Source organism: Nonomuraea marmarensis, assembly GCF_043197025.1.
GTDB lineage: Bacteria > Actinomycetota > Actinomycetes > Streptosporangiales > Streptosporangiaceae > Nonomuraea > Nonomuraea marmarensis.
The window spans coordinates 356,784-375,798 of sequence record NZ_JBICRM010000006.1; the positions used below are offsets into that span (position 1 = coordinate 356,784).

17 protein-coding genes, 2 tRNA genes and 1 rRNA gene are annotated in these 19,015 nt (G+C 68.2%); 14 read left to right on the top strand and 6 right to left on the bottom strand.

All coding sequences use genetic code 11. The features are described 5' to 3' along the window. Positions 1-200: 200 nt before the first annotated feature. Together ACFLIM_RS12895 and ACFLIM_RS12900 are read right to left on the bottom strand one after the other, a co-directional pair. A complete protein-coding gene (locus tag ACFLIM_RS12895) occupies positions 201-1,535 on the bottom strand; it encodes an ABC1 kinase family protein (protein ID WP_393164791.1) in 1,335 nt (444 codons plus the stop codon). Between the two features lie 62 nt (positions 1,536-1,597). Then, on the bottom strand, positions 1,598-2,896 hold the full coding sequence (locus tag ACFLIM_RS12900) for a thiamine biosynthesis protein ThiF (RefSeq protein WP_393164793.1): 1,299 nt from the start codon (positions 2,894-2,896) through the stop codon (positions 1,598-1,600). A gap of 161 nt (positions 2,897-3,057) precedes the next feature. Between ACFLIM_RS12900 and ACFLIM_RS12905 the strand changes: the two genes are divergently transcribed. The 3 genes from ACFLIM_RS12905 to ACFLIM_RS12915 all read left to right on the top strand — a co-directional run bounded on the left by ACFLIM_RS12905 (position 3,058) and on the right by ACFLIM_RS12915 (position 5,004). Then, entirely contained in the window at positions 3,058-3,840 is a 783-nt protein-coding gene (locus tag ACFLIM_RS12905; protein WP_393164795.1) for an enoyl-CoA hydratase/isomerase family protein, read from the top strand. A gap of 67 nt (positions 3,841-3,907) precedes the next feature. Further along, positions 3,908-4,423: a M48 metallopeptidase family protein gene (locus tag ACFLIM_RS12910; protein ID WP_393164797.1), complete on the top strand. Its 516-nt coding sequence runs from the start codon at positions 3,908-3,910 to the stop codon at positions 4,421-4,423. Next, positions 4,420-5,004 carry a hypothetical protein gene (locus tag ACFLIM_RS12915; RefSeq protein ID WP_393164799.1) on the top strand — a complete coding sequence of 195 codons (585 nt, stop codon included), beginning with the start codon at positions 4,420-4,422 and terminating at the stop codon, positions 5,002-5,004. Before ACFLIM_RS12910 ends, ACFLIM_RS12915 begins: the two co-directional genes overlap by 4 nt. Here the strand turns inward: ACFLIM_RS12915 and ACFLIM_RS12920 are convergent. The 3 genes from ACFLIM_RS12920 to ACFLIM_RS12930 are packed head-to-tail and all read right to left on the bottom strand — an operon-like array spanning position 4,991 to position 7,768. Continuing rightward, complete coding sequence (locus ACFLIM_RS12920; protein WP_393164801.1) at positions 4,991-5,977, bottom strand: endonuclease/exonuclease/phosphatase family protein; 987 nt, start codon at positions 5,975-5,977, stop codon at positions 4,991-4,993. The genes ACFLIM_RS12915 and ACFLIM_RS12920 overlap by 14 nt on opposite strands. A gap of 31 nt (positions 5,978-6,008) precedes the next feature. Further along, positions 6,009-6,569, bottom strand: a complete 561-nt coding sequence (locus tag ACFLIM_RS12925; protein WP_393164803.1) for an NUDIX hydrolase — start codon at positions 6,567-6,569, stop codon at positions 6,009-6,011. Next, a complete protein-coding gene (locus ACFLIM_RS12930) occupies positions 6,566-7,768 on the bottom strand; it encodes a zinc-dependent metalloprotease (protein ID WP_393164848.1) in 1,203 nt (400 codons plus the stop codon). The genes ACFLIM_RS12925 and ACFLIM_RS12930 overlap by 4 nt, the downstream gene beginning before the upstream one ends. 130 nt (positions 7,769-7,898) lie before the next feature. Here ACFLIM_RS12930 and ACFLIM_RS12935 point away from each other — a divergent pair, with 130 nt between their 5' ends. The 10 genes from ACFLIM_RS12935 to ACFLIM_RS12980 all read left to right on the top strand — a co-directional run bounded on the left by ACFLIM_RS12935 (position 7,899) and on the right by ACFLIM_RS12980 (position 17,628). Further along, positions 7,899-8,972, top strand: a complete 1,074-nt coding sequence (locus ACFLIM_RS12935) for an NAD-dependent epimerase/dehydratase family protein (RefSeq protein ID WP_393164850.1) — start codon at positions 7,899-7,901, stop codon at positions 8,970-8,972. A 16-nt stretch (positions 8,973-8,988) separates the two neighbouring features. Next, positions 8,989-9,414, top strand: coding sequence for a molybdenum cofactor biosynthesis protein MoaE (locus ACFLIM_RS12940; protein WP_393164805.1), 426 nt, complete (start codon positions 8,989-8,991; stop codon positions 9,412-9,414). Between the two features lie 10 nt (positions 9,415-9,424). Next, positions 9,425-10,471, top strand: coding sequence for a YlbL family protein (locus ACFLIM_RS12945; RefSeq protein WP_393164807.1), 1,047 nt, complete (start codon positions 9,425-9,427; stop codon positions 10,469-10,471). Between the two features lie 129 nt (positions 10,472-10,600). Further along, a complete protein-coding gene (locus tag ACFLIM_RS12950) occupies positions 10,601-13,534 on the top strand; it encodes a UPF0182 family membrane protein (RefSeq protein WP_393164809.1) in 2,934 nt (977 codons plus the stop codon). 53 nt (positions 13,535-13,587) lie between these two features. Further along, positions 13,588-13,664 (top strand) — tRNA-Met (locus ACFLIM_RS12955). 106 nt (positions 13,665-13,770) lie between these two features. Next, a tRNA-Met gene (locus ACFLIM_RS12960) sits at positions 13,771-13,847 on the top strand. Positions 13,848-13,946: 99 nt separating this feature from the next. Beyond that, positions 13,947-14,225, top strand: coding sequence for a globin domain-containing protein (locus ACFLIM_RS12965; RefSeq protein WP_393164810.1), 279 nt, complete (start codon positions 13,947-13,949; stop codon positions 14,223-14,225). Further along, positions 14,222-14,413, top strand: a complete 192-nt coding sequence (locus ACFLIM_RS12970; RefSeq protein ID WP_393164811.1) for a hypothetical protein — start codon at positions 14,222-14,224, stop codon at positions 14,411-14,413. Before ACFLIM_RS12965 ends, ACFLIM_RS12970 begins: the two co-directional genes overlap by 4 nt. Positions 14,414-14,422: 9 nt before the next feature. Continuing rightward, complete coding sequence (locus ACFLIM_RS12975; RefSeq protein ID WP_393164813.1) at positions 14,423-16,960, top strand: sensor histidine kinase; 2,538 nt, start codon at positions 14,423-14,425, stop codon at positions 16,958-16,960. Beyond that, a complete protein-coding gene (locus ACFLIM_RS12980; RefSeq protein ID WP_393164815.1) occupies positions 16,957-17,628 on the top strand; it encodes a response regulator in 672 nt (223 codons plus the stop codon). The genes ACFLIM_RS12975 and ACFLIM_RS12980 overlap by 4 nt, the downstream gene beginning before the upstream one ends. 273 nt (positions 17,629-17,901) lie before the next feature. On the opposite strand, the gene ACFLIM_RS12985 is transcribed toward ACFLIM_RS12980, so the two are convergent. After that, complete coding sequence (locus ACFLIM_RS12985; RefSeq protein ID WP_393164817.1) at positions 17,902-18,300, bottom strand: hypothetical protein; 399 nt, start codon at positions 18,298-18,300, stop codon at positions 17,902-17,904. A 597-nt stretch (positions 18,301-18,897) separates the two neighbouring features. On the opposite strand from ACFLIM_RS12985, the gene ACFLIM_RS12990 reads away from it, so the two are divergent. After that, positions 18,898-19,015, top strand: a 16S ribosomal RNA gene (locus ACFLIM_RS12990); the annotation flags it as partial.

Genomic DNA, 19,015 nt, shown 5'->3' on the forward strand with positions numbered 1-19,015 from the left:
ACCCGCCGCCGACGATTAGCAGTCTGACCTCGGCACCACCGGCCAGCACGTCATCACCGAAAAGCACCACACCATTACCCAGAGCGGCGCCCTCCGCCGCCCGGAGCAACCCTCACGCAGCCCAAGAACTCCTACGTTGAGCAGCGGCCACCAGACGCACGGGCGGAAACGGCGACGAGGAAAGGCGGGAACGCGTCGGGCTAGCCGATTGCCAGAGGTTCGTCGTTGGGGTCGTCGGCGAAGCCGGGGACCCAGCGGATCACCTCGTCGCGAAAGCGAGCCGTGGTGCCTAACTGGCAGAGGACGCCGATACCTGCCGCATGCACCCGGTGAATGAGCACGTACGACACCGGCAGGTTGAGCTGGCGCACCACGTTGGTGGGGCGGAGGTCCGTGACGCTGGCCGCCTGGGCCTGGAGCCACTCCCGGCTGAACGTGAACTCCTCCACCGCCGTCGGCTCCACATACGGGGCGAGGAAGGCGCGCAGGGCGTCGGCGTCGATGTCTCTGTCGTCCCGGATGAAGCCCTCCCAGCGGAGGCCCGTCATGACGGCGTCCATGTCGCCCTGGTTGAAGATGCGCATCAACTGGCCGAACACCTTGGGGTAGCCGTCGGGCATGCGGTTGACCGCGCCGAAGTCCAGGACGCCGAGCTTGCCGTTGGCCAGCATGCGGAAGTTGCCCGGGTGCGGGTCGGCGTGGAGCAGTCCGACACGTGCGGGGGAGGAGAAGAGGAAGCGTACGAAGAGGAGGCCGGCCCGGTCGCGTTGCTCCTTGGTGCCGTCCGCGATGATGCGCGACAGCGGGGTGCCGTCCATCCACTCCGACACCAGTACCATCTCGTTGGCGGCGACCACGTCCGGGACGTGGAATTCGGGGTCGCCGTCGAACCCGAGGGCGAAGGCGTGCTGCGCCTCGGCCTCGCGCAGGTAGTCGAGCTCCTCGGCGACCCGCTCACGCAGCTCGGACAGCACCGCCTTCATGTCGAGACCGGGCAGCAGCACCCCGAACAGCTTGCCCAGCCGCGCCAACTGGGCGAAGTCGCCGAGCAGGGCCTTGCCTGCCCCCGGGTACTGGATCTTGACGGCCACCTCCCGGCCGTCGTGCCACACGGCCTTGTGAACCTGGCCGATCGAGGCGGCGGCCGTCGGCTGGTCGTCGAACGAGAGGAAGTGTGCCCGCCAGTCGTCGCCCAACTGCTCCGTGAGCACCTTGTGGACGGTGGACACGGGCAGCGGGGGAGCGGCGTCCTGCAGCTTGGTCAGCGTGGCCCGATAAGGGCCGACGATCTCCGGCGGCAGCGCCGCCTCGAAGATCGACAGTGCCTGCCCGAGCTTCATCGCGCCGCCCTTGAGCTCGCCGAGCACCTTGAAGACCTGCTCGGCGGTACGCTGCTGAACCTCCTGAGCCACGATCTCGGCGGACTTGCCGCCGATGCGCTTGCCCAGCCCCAGGGCGGCGCGACCGGCGAAACCGAGCGGAAGGGTGGCCAGCTTTGCGGAGCGCGTGACAGCACGGCGTGGAAGATCGCTCACACTGATGCGCGGAACCTCGGTGGAGATGCCGCTTCCCCCCTTCGTGGTAGTCCCTGAGCACGTCAGTCGTGGTTGGGTGCCATGACCATTCTTAGCGAATATGGATTGTTTCGCATACAACGACATTGCGGATGTACGCTCCACGACCGCCTTTTCCACCGCCAATCAGGCGTTACGTCCATTGTGCCGTTGGTCACAACCGACTCCTTGCCGTCGAGGTAAGTAAGCGCATGGCCCACCGCCTCGGCCGCGACCAGGGCCGCCAGGGTGGCGTCGCAGGCGATCTCGCCGGGCGGGTAGCCGCCCAGTCTGGCCGTGACCATCGGCCAGGCGGGATCGTGGTCGCGCCGCGTCAGGTCGAGGCAGTGCAGGCATGCCGTCTTGCTCGGCAGGACGAGAGGACCGACGATCCCATGGCCTTCGAAGGCGGACACGAGCAGGTGGGGGATGCCCAGGGAGGTCAGCTCGTTGACCAGCACCCCGTCCAGCGGGCCCACGGGCGCGAGTACGACGAGATCGGGCCGCTCCGACTTGTCACCCAGGTATGGCCCACCCACTAGCGCATTCACCGATGGCCTGACCACGTCCTCCGCATCGGTGCCGGGCCGCGTCGGTGTCGCGGTGGTGGAGCGCGAGCCGGGTGATGAGGCGATGGATGGCGTGCTCGGCAAAGGCGCAGTGGCGCGGGCTGTGGCGGCTGCGGTGATTTCGCGCGCGGTGAGCTGGTGTCCGCCGGATTGAACAGGTGGGACGGGTTCAGTGGGCTCCAGGCCGCCATACGTGAGCCTCCTGGCGACCGCCACAGCCCCGGCCTCGCGGGTCATCCCCATCTCCGCCCAGGTCAGCCCACCCGGAGTGATGTCGCCGGGACGCGCTTGGCCCGGATCGATCACCCGGAGGTTGCCCACCCCGCAGACCGCGAGCAGGGCGACGACCTGTGCCCCCACCCGCCCGGCCCCATAGACCCGCACCCGCATCCCCCTGCGGCGCCCCAAGAGGGTGATCCCACCGTCCGGAGCGGTCGAGGCGAGGTCGAGGGCGTCGAGGTCCGGTCTCAAGCGGTCCCTTTCGGTCAACGGGAGGTCGGCGAGGGGCGCGTGGCTGATGGCGGCGTCGTGCAGTGCCCCTTGTGCGGCGAGTTGATCGAGCAGGGCACGGGCGCGGAACTCGTCGAGACCCGCGACGGCCGCGTCCCGCAACACGCAGTCCAGCTCCCGGGTGCCGTCGAGGCCCTCGATCCACTGACGGACAGATCGGGTCAGGCCGCTCAACATGACGGCCCGGAGGGGGTGCACCCCGTATTGCAAGGTGTGCTCGTCGCGGATGATTCGCCGGAGCGCGGGCTTCACACGTGGCCTCATGGCGGGAAAGGTTTTCACGTCGAATCAAGATCCCGAGCCGGTTCCGCAGGGGCTGTGGATAACTAATCTCCCAGTGCTGACCTGTGGACGAATCAGTGAAGGGGCAGGAGCGAGGAGATCAGGACGATGGAGGTCGAGCGGCCCGCGTTACGCTTCCCCGCATGAGCGAGCTCTTGGTTGATCGCATAGGCGACGGAGTCGTACAAGTCACCCTCAATCGCCCCGACCTGCGCAACGCCATGACCGACACCATGACCGCCCAATGGCGTGAAACCATGACCGACCTGGCCGCGGACCGAGACGTCCGCTGTCTCGTCATCACCGGAGCGGGCACGGCGTTCTCCTCAGGGGGCGACCTGTCATGGATCGGCGAGCGCGGCGCGGAGACCGTGGCCCGGCTGCGCGACCGCATGCTCGCCTTCTACCGCACCTGGCTGACGATCACCGAGCTCGAGATCCCCACGGTCGCCGCCGTCAACGGGCCGGCCGTAGGGGCGGGCCTGTGCGTGGCGCTGGCCTGCGACCTCGTGTACGCCGCCGAAGACGCCAAGCTGCTGGCCCCGTTCACGTCGCTGGGGCTGCATCCGGGCATGGCGGCGACGTACCTGCTGCCGAGGAGGGCGGGCGCGGGCCTGGCGAGGGAGATGCTCCTGACGGGGCGCACCCTGTCGGGAGTGGAGGCCGCCGACAAAGGTCTGGTAAATCAATCCTTCCCGAAAAATGACCTAATGTCGGAAGTGCTGGCGATCGCCGGGAAGATCGCCCAGAACGCGCCCATCGCCACAAGGCTCACCAAAGTGGCCCTAAACCAAGATCATCAAGACCTGGAAGCCGCCCTGAGGTGGGAATCCTTGGCCCAGCCCGTGACCATGGCATCATCTGACATGCTGGAGGGCCTGGCCGCGCATCGGGAAAGGCGCATGCCCAAATTCACCGGCTCTTAATCATCTGACCAGCAGAAACAACGTCCACCCTCTGTGGAATTCGGCCGGTCTCGGCTACCGTGCATATGTGCCCCCCGAGACAGTCGAGGTTCGTCGCAGTTCTCGTCGCCGGCGTACGGTCTCCGCCTACCGTGACGGCGACAAGACGATCGTGCTCCTGCCCGCCTGGCTGAGCGGCGAAGACGCGGATGAATGGGTGAGCCGGATGCTGGATCGGCTGGCCGCCAAGGAACGTCGGCGACGGCCGACCGACGAGGCTCTGCTGGAGCTGGCCAGCGAGCTGTCGGCGAAATATCTCGACGGCGAGCCGGTGCCCGTGAGCGTGAGCTGGGTCGACAACCAGCAACACCGCTGGGGCTCGTGCACTCCCGAGAACGGCACGATCAGGATCTCGACCCGCCTCAAGGGCCTGCCCGAGTGGGTCATCAACTACGTGATCATCCACGAGCTCGTGCACCTGCTGGTGCCCAGCCACGGCCCCAAGTTCTGGGCGCTGGTGGAACAGTATCCGAAGGCGGAGCGGGCGCGCGGGTTCCTGGAGGGTTTCTCCGCCGCGGCCCACACGGCACCGGAGGAGTGTTGACGCGCATCGCCGCGGTCCTGGTACGACAGCGCATGGCACAGGCGGCGCCCCCAGGCGTGGACCCGAGGGGGTTCCTCGAGGCGGTGGCGGAAGACACCTACGAGATGGTCGCGGGCCTCGAACTCGTCACCCCGGTCCTGATCACCAGCGTCCCCGGCCTGGACGAGATCGTCTGGCCGGGCACCGAAGTAATCACGATAAAAGACGACGAACCCCTGAAAATCACCCTGGCCCGCCTCCAAGCCGACCAGGCCGCCGTGATCAACGCCGACGCCCCCGACCTGCCACCCCTGCTGATCGGCAAGCTGTTCAGGGAGCTGGGCCGGGCCGAGATCACGATCTGCCCGGCGGAGAACGGCGGCGCCGTGGCCATGGCCTGCGCACTCCCCGCCCCCGCCTGGGCGGACCCCGACCTCGACGAGGAGAACGTGGTGGCCGCGCTACGAGCTCAGGCCTCAGGCCCCAGAAGGGTCGCCACCACCCCGGGCTGGCACCGCCTGCGCACGCGCGAAGACGTCCAGCGCCTGGACCCGGGTCTCGAAGGCTGGGACAACACCAGGGCCCTGCTCACGGCACGGTGAGCTCGGCCAGCACGGCGCGGTGGTCGGTCCCCGGCACATCGCGCACGCTGACCTCCTTGACCCCCACCCGCTGATCCACCAGCACATGATCGATGGTGATGATCGGCGGCACCCGCCTGTTCGCCGGCCACGTGGGTATCAACCCGGCCCCCACCTGGTCGGCCGCGTCCTTGTAACCGCGGGCCAGCAGGCCGCGCAGAGCGGCGTGGTCGAGCGAGGCGTTGAAGTCGCCCGCCAGGATCCGCACCCTGTCAGGGGAGGCCGCGGGGAACGCCGCCAGTGCCTCGTTCCAATTGATGACCTGCGGACCCAGCGGCGGATAGGGGTGCGCGTCGATGAACTCGATGGGCTGCCCACCGGGCAACGAGATCAACGCGGCCGGCATCTGGTGCCCGACAGGCGGCATCACGTCCCAGAGCGCCTCCAACGCGTGCTTGGAGTAGAGCCCGCTCCCTCCGGCGCTCCACTCGTCCTGCAACACGCGGTGCGGCATCAGCTCCTTGAGCCCGGCCGCGTCCAGGTCGGACACCGCTCCCGGGGTCAGCTCCTGTGTGCTCAGCACGTCGGGGTCGAACTCGCGTACCAGCTTCATGATCGTCGCCGGGTCGGCCCTGCCGAACAGCATGTTGATCGTCATGACCTTGAGCTGCCTGCCGGTCGTGGCCTCCGCCGTGCCCAGAGCCCTGGGCAGCACGCTGAACCCGAGCGCGGTCGTGGTCAGCAGCGCGACGGCGGTCGCGGCGCGCTTGCGCCCGACCGCGGCGATCAGGAGAGGGATCAGCGAACCAGCCGCGGCGTACGGGGTCGCGGTCATGAGCTGCGTGGGCAGGGATCCCCGCTCGAGCCCGGCCACCCTGGCCACCGCCCAGGCGGCGAACGGGGTCACGGCCAGCCACGTCAACGCCGTGGTGGGAAACTTCCGTCGTTTGCGTGCGGGTGTCACGATCGTGCCGCCTACGGCCGAAGTCTCCACGCAACCCCCTACTGGAACGCCGCACTCGACTTTAGCCAAGCGCACGTGTGGCCGAGCTAAGCGCGGCCTGTCCACGTGCGGCCAATCGCCGCGTCGCGTCGTCCGACAGCTCGGGGATCCCGTCGACGGGGAACCAGCGCAGGTCCAGCGACTCATCGCTGATCACCGCCGTGGCCCCGGGCGGAGCCACGGCCGCGTATTCGATGTCGAGATGCCAGCTGTGCGGCGGATGGCACCACACGACGTGCTTGTCCACCGCGAGCGGCCCAGGCAGCAGCTCAAGCCCGGAAATTCCCGACTCCTCCCATGCCTCCCGCAGAGCGGCATCCGCGAGCGACATGTCGGAAATTTCGCAGTGGCCACCCATCGGCAGCCACATCCGGGCCTTCGGATGCAGCGTGAGCAGCACCTGCGAGCCGTCGTGCGACAACACCGCCGTCGTCGCCGTCAGATGCCCCGGCACGCACTCGCGCGACATCGCGTCGTCATGCGAACGCAGATGATCGAGGAACTCCGTCCGCAGCGCCTCTTCCCCCGGCGTGGGCGCGGCCCAGGCGGACAACACCGCCACCGCGTCGCCGTGCAGGCTCAACTCTCGTCGTCCTCGTCCGGCTTGGCCTCGAGCTGGGAGATGTCCCAGGCGGCCTCACCGCGTACGAAGGCGTCGGGGTCGTCGAGGTCGTCGGCCGTCGGCATGAGGTCGGGGTGACCCCACAGCGCGTCGCGCCCGTCGACCCCGCGCTCGCTCTCCAGCGAACGCCACAACGTCGCCGCCTCGCGCAACCGCCTGGGCCGCAACTCCAGCCCCACCAGTGTCCCGAACGTCAGCTCGGCCGGCCCACCAGTGGCCCGGCGCCGGCGTACGGTCTCGGCCAGCGCCACGGCGGAGGGCAACTTGCCCTCGGCGGCCCGGTCGACCACCGTGGCCACCCATCCCTCGACCAGGGCGAGCATTGTCTCCAGGCGCGCCAGCGCGGCCTTCTGCCGCTCGGTCTCCTCGGGCTTGAGCAGGTTGCCCCCGCTCAGCGCCTCCTGGATGGCCTCGGGATTGTTGATGTCGAGGCCCCGGATCTGCTCTTCGAGCGCCGAGGTGTCGACCGTGATGCCCTTGGCGTATTCCTCGACCGCCCCCAGCAGGTGCGAACGCAGCCACGGAACATGCTGGAACAACCGGTGGTGCGCGGCCTCGCGCAGCGCCAGATAGAGCCGGATCTCGTCGGACGGGCTCTCCAGGCCCTCGCTGAACGAGGCGATGCCCCCGGGCAGCAACGCGGCCGTGTCGGACAGCGGCAGGCCGATGTCGGTCGTGCCGACCACCTCGCGCGCCAGCGAGCCGATGGCCTGGCCGATCTGCTGGCCGACCATCATGCCGCCCATCTGCTTGAGCATGCCCATCAGCGGCCCGGCCATCTGCTGGGCCTCCGGTGGCAGGCCCGAGCCGCCGAGCGCGCCGCCCATGGTCTCGACCATGCGTTCGGCAATGGGTTCGCAAAGCTTGCGCCAGATCGGGACCGTGTTCTCGATCCACTCAGACCGGCTCCAGGCCTGCGGGTTGGACACGCCGCTGGGCAGCGTCGTGGCCTCGTTGAGCCACAGGTCGGCCAGGCTCAGCGCCTCGACGATCTGACGGCGCTCGCCTTCCATGACGCTCGGATCGCCCTGGGCGACCACGGCGTGCCGGGCGATGTTCTTGGCCATGTCCCAGTTGACAGGGCCTGAACCCTGCGGCGCCGACAGCATGTCGGCGAACTGGCGCATCGCCTGAGCCATCTGCTCAGGGTTGCCGAACATGGCGAACGGGTTCTCGTTAGGGTCGTTTTCGCGACCTGGCAGGTCAGTCACCGCTCTACCTCGTGCAGGATGGAGGAGTCCACATCCGCCACGTTAGTCGTCCTACGGCGGATCAGTGCAAAGTGAGGACCTGGTGCCTACCTCGAAACGCCCGCGCCAACCCGTAGTAGCCGTCACGGGCGCGGCCTCAGGAATAGGCCGCGAGCTCGTCGCGAAGCTCGTATCCTCCGCGGATTTCCGCAGGGTGGTGGCCATTGACGAGCAGCGCGGCGACGTTCGGGAAGCCACGTGGAGAGTGATCGACGTACGAGATCCGCTCTTGGCGAACCGGATCTCCGACATCGATGTCCTGGTCCATCTGGCCGGCGACTACGCCGTCGACTCCGATCCCGGGGAGCGCCGGGCGTACAACCTGCGGGCCGCCCAGACCGTGCTGACGGCCAGCGCCGCGGCGCGCGTGCGGCGTGTGGTGCTGGTCACAAGCGCGATGGTGTACGGCGCCGCGCCCGACAACGAGGTGCCCCTGCCCGAGGACGCCCCGGTGGCGGCCGAGCCCGACACCGGAGTCGTGGGCGACTACCTGGAGATCGAGTCCCTCGTACGCAGGTCGCTGCGCAGCCACCCGGGACTGGAGGTGACCGTGCTGCGCCCGGCCGCGGTCGTCGGCCCCGGCGTCGACACGGTGATCACCCGGCACTTCGAGTCCCCGAGGCTCCTGACCGTCAAAGGCTGTAGCCCGCACTGGCAGTTCTGCCACATCGAGGACCTGGTCTCGGCGCTGGAGCTGGCCGCGCGCGGCGTCATCACCGGCGTGGCGGCGGTCGGTTCCGACGGATGGATGGAGATGGAGCAGGTCGAGGAGCTGTCGGGCATCCGCAGGTTCGAGCTGCCCGCGGGGCTGACGTTCGGCACCGCCCAGCGGCTCCACAGGCTCGGCATCACCCCCGCTCCCGCCACCGACCTGCACTACGTCGTCTACCCGTGGGTCGTCGACTGCACGGCGCTGCGCGAGGCGGGCTGGAAGCCCTCGTGGACGAACGAGGCCGCGTTCGAGCAGCTCCTCGATCTCCGCGAGAACAGGACGACCGTGGTCGGCCGCCGCCTGCCCGTCAAGGAGGCCACGCTCACCGCCGCCGGCGCCACCGTGGCCGTCATCGGCACCGCCGCGATCGTCCGCCAGGTGCGTAAGAAGAGGCGCCAGTAAAGGTTAGTCTTTTTCCGTGGACGTCATCCGGTTGCTCGGCATTCGTGACACCCCGCTCTCCGTGGACGAGGTGCTGGCCGCCGTGGGCGGCCACGCCGCGGGCGGCACCGTGATCTTCGTGGGCACCGTGCGCGAGCAGGACCACGGCAAGCCGGTGACCAGGCTCTCCTATTCGGCTCATCCCTCGGCGGAGTCCGAGCTGCGGCAGGTGGCCGAAAAGGTGGCCGCCGACTTCCCCGTGACGGCGCTGGCCGCCGTGCACCGGGTGGGTGACCTGGCGCTGGGCGACGCCGCCGTCGTCGTCGCGGTCGCCGCGCCGCACCGGGACGAGGCGTTCAGGGCCTCACGCAGGCTGATCGACGACCTCAAGTCGCAGGTGCCCATCTGGAAGCACCAGGCGTTCGCCGACGGCGAGACCGAGTGGGTCGGCGCCGGCGAATAAGCTCATCATCATGTCACGACGCGCCCTGACCCTGCTGCTCGCGGGATTTCTCGTGCTCGCGCTCGGCATCGTGGGCGCGTTCAGGCCCGTCCCCTACGTGGTGCTGAGCCCGGGGCCGACGGAGAACACGATCGGCGAGGTCGACAAGAAGCCCGTGATCTCGATCAAGGGGCGCGAGACCTATCCGACCACCGGCTCGCTGAGCCTGGTCACGGTGGCCTACCAGGGCGGGCCCGCGGCCCAGATCGACCTGCTGACGGCGTTGCGCGGCTGGATCGACCCGACCGTCGCGGTGGTCCCGCAGGAAACCATCTTCGCTCCCGACCGCGACCCCAGGGAGGTCGAGGAGGAGAACTCGGTCGAGATGACCAACTCCCAGGACTCCGCCACCGCCGCCGCGCTCAACGAGCTCAAGATCCGCTACGACCTGGCCGTGACGGTGGTCTCCACGGAGAAGGGCAAGCCCGCCGACGGCAAGCTGCGGAAGGGCGACGAGATCAACTCCGTCGACGGCAGGCCGGCGAAGGACGTCGACGTCGTGGGCGACACGGTCAAGGCGCACAAGCCGGGCCAGAGCGTGCTCTTCAACGTCACCAGGGGGAAGGACAAGCTCGACGTCACCGTGCCGACGGTGGCGGGCCCCGAGGGGCAGACCCAGGTGGGCCTGCTGATGCAGGCGAAATACAAGTTTCCGTTCGACGTGGACATCAACGTCGGCGACGTCGGCGGCCCCAGCGCGGGGCTGATGTTCTCGCTCGGCATACTCGACAAGCTCACGCCCGGCGAGCTGACCGGCGGCAAGCAGATCGCCGGCACCGGCACGATCGAGCCGTCGGGCAAGGTCGGCGCGATCGGCGGCATCGCGCAGAAGATGGTCGGCGCCCAGGACGCGGGCGCGACGGTCTTCCTGACCCCCGCCGACAACTGCGCCGAGGCCGTGAAAGCCGCGCCCTCGGGCCTCCGGCTGGTCAGGGCCGACACGATGCACGACGCGGTGCTGGCGCTCGACGCGCTGCGCACGGGCAAGGGAAACGTGCCCGCGTGTGATGCCGGATGAAACTTCTGGCGCTCGCCATGCGTTAGCCGTAGGGCTGGCCCTGCGGTGTAGGTTGCCAGACACGGACCGTTTCTTCATCACGACGAGGGGTTGGCCTTGAGCTTCCGGACCCCAGGAGCCGGCAGGGCGATGCGCTTGCCCCGCCGACCGCGACTGCTTCTGCCTGTCGCGATCGCCCTCGTGGCGATCGTGGCTTTGTTCTTTCTCTTTTCCGGCATCTATACCGACTATCTGTGGTACGACGCGGCCGACTACACGACGGTCTTCACCGGTGTGGTGCTGACCCAGATCGTGCTGTTCCTGGTCGGAGCGGTGCTGATGGTCGGCATCGCCGGCGGCAACATGCTGCTGGCCTTCCGGATGCGGCCGATGTTCGGGCCGGCGATGTTCGGCGGGGGCAGCGGCGCCGACCGCTACCGCATGGCGCTCGACCCCCACCGCAAGCTGATCTTCATCGTCGGCATGGGCCTGCTCGCGCTCTTCTCCGGCTCCTCGTTCGCGGGGCAGTGGCAGACGTGGCTGGAGTTCATCAACGGCGCGTCGTTCGGCAAGCAGGACCGGCTGTTCGGGATGGACATCTCGTTCTTCATGTTCGACTACCCGTTCATCCGGATGGTGCTGAACTTCCTGTTCACCGCCATCATCATCTCGATCGTGCTGGCGGCGATCACGCACTACCTCTACGGCGGGTTCCGCCTGCAGTCCCCGGGCGTGCACGCCTCCAGGGCCGCGCGGACCCACCTGTCGCTGCTGCTGGGCATCTTCCTGCTGCTCAAGGCCGTGGCCTACTGGGTCGACCGCTACGGCCTGGTCTTCTCCGACCGCGGCTTCGTGTACGGCGCCTCCTACACCGACGTCAACGCCGTGCTGCCGGCCAAGACCATCCTCGCGATCATCGCGCTGATCTGCGCCGCGCTGTTCTTCGCCGGCGTCGTGCGGCCCGGCGGCATGCTCCCCGGCGTCTCCGCCGGCCTGCTCGTGCTCTCGGCCATCCTGATCGGCGGTGTCTATCCGGCGCTGGTCGAGCAGTTCCAGGTCAAGCCCAACCAGCAGGGCAAGGAGGCCGCCTACATCCAGCGCAACATCGAGGCCACGCGAGAGGCCTATAACGTCGACAAGACCGAGGTCGAGACCTACAACGCGCAGGCCGACCCGACCAAGGTCAACACCGACGGCGACACCTCGGTGTCCGGCGTCCGCCTGCTCGACCCGGCGCTGGTGTCGTCGACGTACGAGCAGACGCAGCGCATCAGGGGCTTCTACAGCTTCGCCGAGCCGCTCGACGTCGACCGCTACCCCGACAGCACCGGCAAGCTGATCGACCACATCGTCGGCGTGCGCGAGCTGACCGCACCGCCCGAGGGCCAGAACAACTGGATCAACAAGGCCCTGATCTACACCCACGGCTACGGCTTCGTCGCCGCGCCGGGCAACCAGGTCGACTCCAGCGGCCTGCCCGCCTACGACGCCAAGGACATGCCGGTCACCGGCCCGCTGGCGGCCAGCACCAAGCTCCAGGAGCCGCGCGTCTACTACGGCGAGGACCCGGCCTCGGCCGAATACGTCATCGCCGGCGGAAACCCCAAGAACCCGCAGGAGCTCGACTACCCGGAGACGGGCGGCACCGGCCAGAAGAACACCAGCTACACCGGCGGTGGCGTCCCGGTCGGGTCGTTCCTCAACCGGCTCGTCTACGCCGCCAAATACGGCGAGATCAACATCCTGCTCTCGGGCGACATCAACGACAACTCCAAGATTCTTTATGAGCGCAACCCGCGCGAGAGGATCGAGAAGGTCGCCCCCTTCCTCACCCTCGACGGCAACCCCTACCCGGCGATCGTGGACGGGCGCATCACCTGGATCGTGGACGGTTACACCACGTCCAACGACTACCCCTACGCGCAGAGCGAAAGCCTCGGCGACATGACGCGCGACACGACGACCGACCGCCGCGTGATCGCCCAGCAGCCGAGCGACAAGATCAACTACATTCGCAACTCGGTCAAGGCCACGGTCGACGCCTACGACGGCACGGTCAAGCTCTACGGGTGGGACAACAACGACCCGGTGCTGAAGACGTGGAGCAACGCCTTCCCCGGCATCATCCGCCCGGCCTCGGAGATGAGCCCCGACCTGCGCCAGCACATCCGCTACCCGGAAGACCTGTTCAAGGTGCAGCGCTGGACCCTCTCGCGCTACCACATCACCGACCCGGGCGCCTTCTACAGCGGCCAGGACTTCTGGAACGTCCCCGGCGACCCGACGCAGGGCGACAAGAACATCAAGCAGCCGCCCTACTACCTGACCACCACGATGCCGGGCGGCACGCCGACGTTCTCGCTGACGACCACGTTCGTGCCGAGGCAGGGGCCCAACCTGGCGGCGTTCATGGCGGTCGACTCCTCTGGCGGCTCCGGATACGGCCGATTGCGCATCCTCCGCATGCCGTCCAGCACGCCCATCCCGGGCCCAGGGCAGGCGCAGAACGCCTTCCAGAGCCGCTTCGCGGGTGAGCTCAACCTGCTGGGCGTCGGCGCCTCGTCGGTCCGTTACGGCAACCTCCTGACGCTCCCGTACGCGGGCGGGCTGGTCTACATCGAACCGGTGTACATCCAGGTGGCCGCGGGCGGCGGGCAGGAGCCGTACCCGATCCTGCAGCGGGTGCTGGTGTCGTTCGGCAGCAAGATCGGTGTGGCGCGCACGCTGAACGAGGCCCTCACGGAGGTCTTCGGGGGTGAGCAGCAAGAGCAGACTCAGCCCAGCGAGGAAGAGCAGCAGACCACGCCCAGCCAGGCCAACACGGCACTGAACACGGCGATCGGGAACGCCAAGAAGGCCTACGAGGACGCGCAGAAGGCCCTGCAGGCCAGCCCGCCGGACTGGGACGCCTACGGTGACGCCCAGAAGCGGCTGCAGGATGCGCTGAAGGCGCTCGAAGGGGCGAACGCGCGGCAGCCCGCGCCCTCGGCGACCCCGTCGGCGTCGCCCTCCGCCTCGCCGAGCGCGTCGCCGCCGGCTTCACCGACGGCGTCACCGACAGGGTCACAGGCGGGAGGCACTTAGCCATTTGATTTGCGCCCGCCCTGCGCCACCGATATCCTTCAGAGGCACGACGGCGCGGGGTGGAGCAGTTCGGTAGCTCGCTGGGCTCATAACCCAGAGGTCGCAGGTTCAAATCCTGCCCCCGCTACCAGGCCGAAGGCCCGGGATCCGGAAACGGAGACCGGGCCTTCGATCATCTAGAGGCTCGATGGTCAAAGGAGTCTCTCCGGCCTGTATAGTTATAGAAGACACACCGACGCGGGGTGGAGCAGTTCGGTAGCTCGCTGGGCTCATAACCCAGAGGTCGTAGGTTCAAATCCTGCCCCCGCTACCACATCCAGAGTCCCTGGTCACCGGATCATCCGGCGGCCGGGGACTTTGTCGTTTCGGAGGGCCCTTGCCCCGTCGATCCGGTGGATGATTACATCATTACATGACTGATGAGACAGCGCCCACCCTCTACGCATGGGCGGGCGGCACCGAGGCTTTCGAGCGGCTGACCGAGGCGTTCTACCGCAGTGTCGTCAAGGACGAGCTGATCGGGCCGTTGTTCGCGCACATGGACCCGGATCATCCGCGACATGTGGCGATGTGGCTCAGCGAGGTCTTCGGCGGCCCCGACCGCTACACCAACGAGCGCGGCGGCTATCCGAACATGCTCGCCACCACCTGGGCAAGGCGATCACCGAGCCGCAGCGCCGCAGGTGGGTGAACCTGCTCATGGACGCGGCCGACGAGGTGGGGTTGCCCGACGACCCCGAGTTCAGGGCCGCGTTCGCCGGCTACATCGAATGGGGCACCAGGCTGGCCAGGCACAACTCCCAGCCGGGGGCGACACCTCCGACACAGGCTCCGGTGCCGCACTGGGGTTGGGGGGTCGCGCCGCCGTACCAGCCGTAACCTGGAGGAATGCAGGGCAGGTCCCGCGGGCGGCTGCGCGTCTACCTGGGTGCGGCGCCCGGGGTGGGCAAGACGTTCGCCATGCTGAGCGAAGCGTGCCGCGCGACAGAGCGCGGCAAGGACGTGGTCGTGGGCTTCGTCGAGACCCATGGCCGCGCCCTGACCGCTCGCCTGCTCGAAGGACTGGAAGTCCTGCCACGGCAGACCCTGTCCTACCGGGGCGCGACATTCACCGAACTCGACCCCGACGCGGTCATCGAGCGCGCCCCCACCGTCGCGTTGATCGACGAGCTGGCCCACACGAACGTCCCGGGCTCCCGCAACGCCAAGCGCTGGCAGGACATCGAGGAGATCCTCGACGCCGGCATCGACGTCGTCTCCACCCTCAACATCCAGCACCTCGAATCGCTGAACGACGTGGTCGAGCAGATCACCGGCGTGCCGCAGCGGGAGACCGTACCCGATGAGGTGGTGCGGCGGGCCGACCGGATCGAGCTCGTCGACATGTCACCCGAGGCGCTGCGGCGCCGGATGGCCCACGGCAACGTCTACCCGCCGGAAAGTGTCGACGCCGCGCTGGCCAACTACTTCCGGGTCGGCAACCTGACCGCGTTGCGGGAGCTCGCCCTGCTCTGGGTGGCGGACAAGGTGGACGAGGAACTCGACCACTACCGCGCGGAGCATGGCATAGCGGGCACCTGGGAGACCCGCGAACGCGTGGTGGTCGCGCTGACGGGAGGCCAGGAAGGGGACACGCTCATCCGGCGGGCCGCACGCATCGCGGCCAGGAGCAAGGGCGCGGACCTGATGGCCGTGCACGTCACCAGAGCCGACGGCCTGTCATTGGGCGGCGAACCCGCGAACCTGGTCCGTCAGCGTGCTCTCGTCGAGGACCTGGGCGGGACGTACCACCAGGTGGTCGGTGACGACGTCCCGCGGGCGCTGATCGAGTTCGCCCGTGGCGTGAACGCGACCCAGCTCGTGCTCGGGGCGTCGAGAAGAGGGCGCTTCGCGCAACTCCTCGCGCGGGGCGTGGGCGTGACGGCGACTGCCATGTCGGGGTCGATCGACGTTCACATGGTCACGCACGAGGCGATCAGGAAGGGGCGCGAACGGCCGCGGTCGCGGGCCGCGCTGACCCGTACGCGGCGGCTGACCGGGTGGGGGCTGGTGTTGCTCGGGATGCCGCTGCTCACGGCCGTACTCCAGCCGCTGCACCTCAGGCTGCCCAGCGAGATCCTGCTCTTCCTGCTGCTGGTCGTGGGGGTCGCGCTGACCGGCGGCATGTGGCCCGCGCTGGCGGCGGCGGTGCTCGGGTTCGCGCTGCTCAACTGGTTCTTCACGCCGCCGCTGTACACGCTGACGATCTCCCGGCCGGAGAACGTGCTCGCGCTGGTCATCTTCGTGCTGGTGGCGGCCATGGTCAGCGCGGTCGTCGACCTGGCGGCCAGGCGTAGCAGGGAGGCGGCACGCGCGCGGGCCGACGCGGAGGTGCTGTCCACGCTGGCGGGTCACGTGCTGCGCGGGGAGGCGGCGTTGCCGTCGCTGCTGGCGCGGCTGCGGGAGACGTTCGGGCTGACCACGGTGACCCTGCTCGAACGTGCGGACGCGAACTCCTTGGGGGAGCGTACGGACGAGTCGTTTCCCGATGTCTGGCGGATCGTCTCCACCTCGGGGGGAACGCCGTGCACGAGCCCGGGCAGGGCGGACATCGACGTCGTGATCGACGACACGCTCGTGCTCGCCGCCGACGGCCGGGTGCTGGACGCCAGCGACGAGCGGGTGCTGGAGGCGTTCGCGGCGCAGGCGGCGGTCGCGCTGCGGCAGCAGCGGCTGCGGGAGGAGGCCGATCGGGCCAAACCTCTGGCCGAGGCCGACAGGATGCGCACCGCACTGCTCGCCGCCGTCAGCCACGACCTGCGCTCTCCGCTCGCCTCGGCCATGGCCGCGGTCGAGAGCCTGCGCGGCACCGACGTCGCCTGGTCGGACGAGGACCGCGCCGAGCTGCTCGCCACCGCCGACGAGTCGCTGATCAAGCTGAACCGGCTGGTCTCGAACCTGCTCGACATGAGCCGCCTCCAGGCCGGCGCCCTCGGGGTAGCCCTGGAGCCGGTGGCGATCGAGGACGTCCTGCCGCGGGCCATCGACGACCTCGGCCCCACGTACGACCGGATCAAAGCCGATATATCACCCGATGTCCCCGAGATCATGGCCGATCCCACGTTGCTGGAACGGGTACTCGTCAACCTGATGGCGAACGCCGTCCGCTACAGCCCCGACGACGAACGCGTACTCGTCGCCGCGAGCTGGCATGGCAAGAACGTGGAAATCCGGATCATCGACAGGGGGCCCGGCATTCCACCGGAAGCGCATGAAAGGGTGTTCATGCCCTTCCAACGGCTCGGCGACCGCGACAGCCATGCGGGAGTGGGGCTCGGCCTGGCGCTCTCACGCGGCCTCACCGAGGCGATGGGTGGAACGCTCGTGCCGGAGGACACACCCGGAGGGGGACTGACCATGACCATCTCGCTGCGGAGGGCCGCATGACCCGGGTACTGGTGGTGGACGACGAGCCGCAGATCCTGCGCGCCCTGCGCGTCAACCTGGCCGCCAGGCAGTACGAGGTCTCCGTCGCGCCCGACGGCGGCTCGGCGCTGCGCCAGGCCGCCGACTGGCATCCCGACCTGGTCATCCTCGACCTCGGCCTGCCCGATCTCGACGGCGTCGACGTCATCCAGGGCCTGCGTGGCTGGACCTCGATCCCGATCATCGTCCTGTCGGGCCGCGCGGACAGCACCGACAAAGTGGACGCGCTCGACGCGGGCGCGGACGACTACGTGACGAAGCCGTTCGGCATCGACGAGCTGCTCGCGCGCATCCGCGCGGTGACCCGCCGCACGGGCCAGCACGACGAGGAACTCGCCTCGGTGCGGCTGGGCGACCACGTCATCGACCTCTCCAACAAGACGATCTCGGGAGGGGTACGCCTGACGCCCACGGAATGGCACTTCCTGGAGATCCTGCTGCGCAACCCGGGCAAGCTGATCAGCCAGCGTCAGCTGCTGACCGAGGTCTGGGGCACCTCCTATCTCAAGGAGACGCACTACTTGCGCCAGTACATGGCCCAGCTCCGCCGCAAGCTCGAACGCGACCCCGCCCATCCGGTCCACCTGCTGACCGAGCCGGGGATGGGCTACCGGTTCCAGCCGTCCTGATCACGCCTTGACGACCATCAGGACCGCTCTCCTTACGGCCCAGCCGAACAGGAGGAGTCCGAAGATCACTTGCGCGATCCGCATCCAGAGGGCAGAGGATTGGTCGGCGTAAATCACGACACCAACCCACATCAGGCCAAATATCCCGACCAGGAGGACTGCCGCCCAGTTCAACCGCCTCTGCCACATATGCGCAGTCTTACAGCCGGGCAGCCAAGGCCGGGTATGCCCGGAGTTGTCCTCGGGTCGGCAACGGGGTCTCGTCCTGGAGGCCTACCGGGGGAGGGTGCGGCGCATGCCGACGCAGCGGCGCAGGCGCATCCCGCGAGGGCGCTGGGGGACGGCGTCCTCCAGGCAGGCGAGCAGCGCGGCCGCCGTACGGGCGTCGGACAGGATGCGCTGCACGGCCTCGCCGTCCTCGGGCAGCTGGCCCCTTTCGGCCAGCTCGTGCTTGAGGAACGCCAAGGGGTCGGGCGCCTCGACGGCGTCCGCGGCCACGGTCGCCCTCGCGGCCGTGAGCAGGCGCAGGTAGTGGGTCCGCAGGATGGCCTCACGCATACGGGCGTGTTCGAGGTCGTCGATCAGAGTCCTGGCGACGCGCAGCAGGTCTCCAGCATGAGTCGCCTCGTCGGCGAGGAAGGCACGGATGTCATCGAACTCCGAGCGGGTCATAGCGGACACCTCCGAGAGCGCAGTCTGCTCGTAGGTACTTCGTACCGAGGAGTGATTGCGGATGACTTGCCGTCGGCTTGACTCGGGGCGTCGTCCTGGGGATTCGTTGGCGTGGCTTGGGCAGGTTTGGGGGTTAGGTGGTGAGGGAAGGACCCCATGATTACCTGACTAGGCCGAAGTGGGCGCGCCGGGCTGCTAGAGTTGCTTCGCGCAGGGCGGTCAAGAGGTTCCTGGAACCTCGAAGATGCCCGGCAAATCCCACTTCCTTCCTGGAACATCCGGATGGTTCGATCCGCTCGGATGGGCTGGTAAGTTTGAGGGGTTGTCCCGGATCGGGGCGCGACTTAATTTCCGCAGGTTGTGCGAGTCGGGTCAATTTGACAGAGACTTGAACGGCTGAAAGAATTAGGGCATAACGAAATGAACGCCTCCGGGTGAGGGACCTGCGGGTTTCCGGGTTTGGGGTACGCGTCCGTTTCTTGAGAACTCAACAGTGTGTTAAAAGCCAGTGCATGATGCACAACCCCGTCATTGATTTGACGGATTCCTTTGGTTGACATTCATGTTGAATGTTGGCCAGGACATTTTTCCAGACATTGTTTGGAGAGTTTGATCCTGGCTCAGGACGAACGCTGGCGGCGTGCTTAACACATGCAAGTCGAGCGGAAAGGCCCTTCGGGGTACTCGAGCGGCGAACGGGTGAGTAACACGTGAG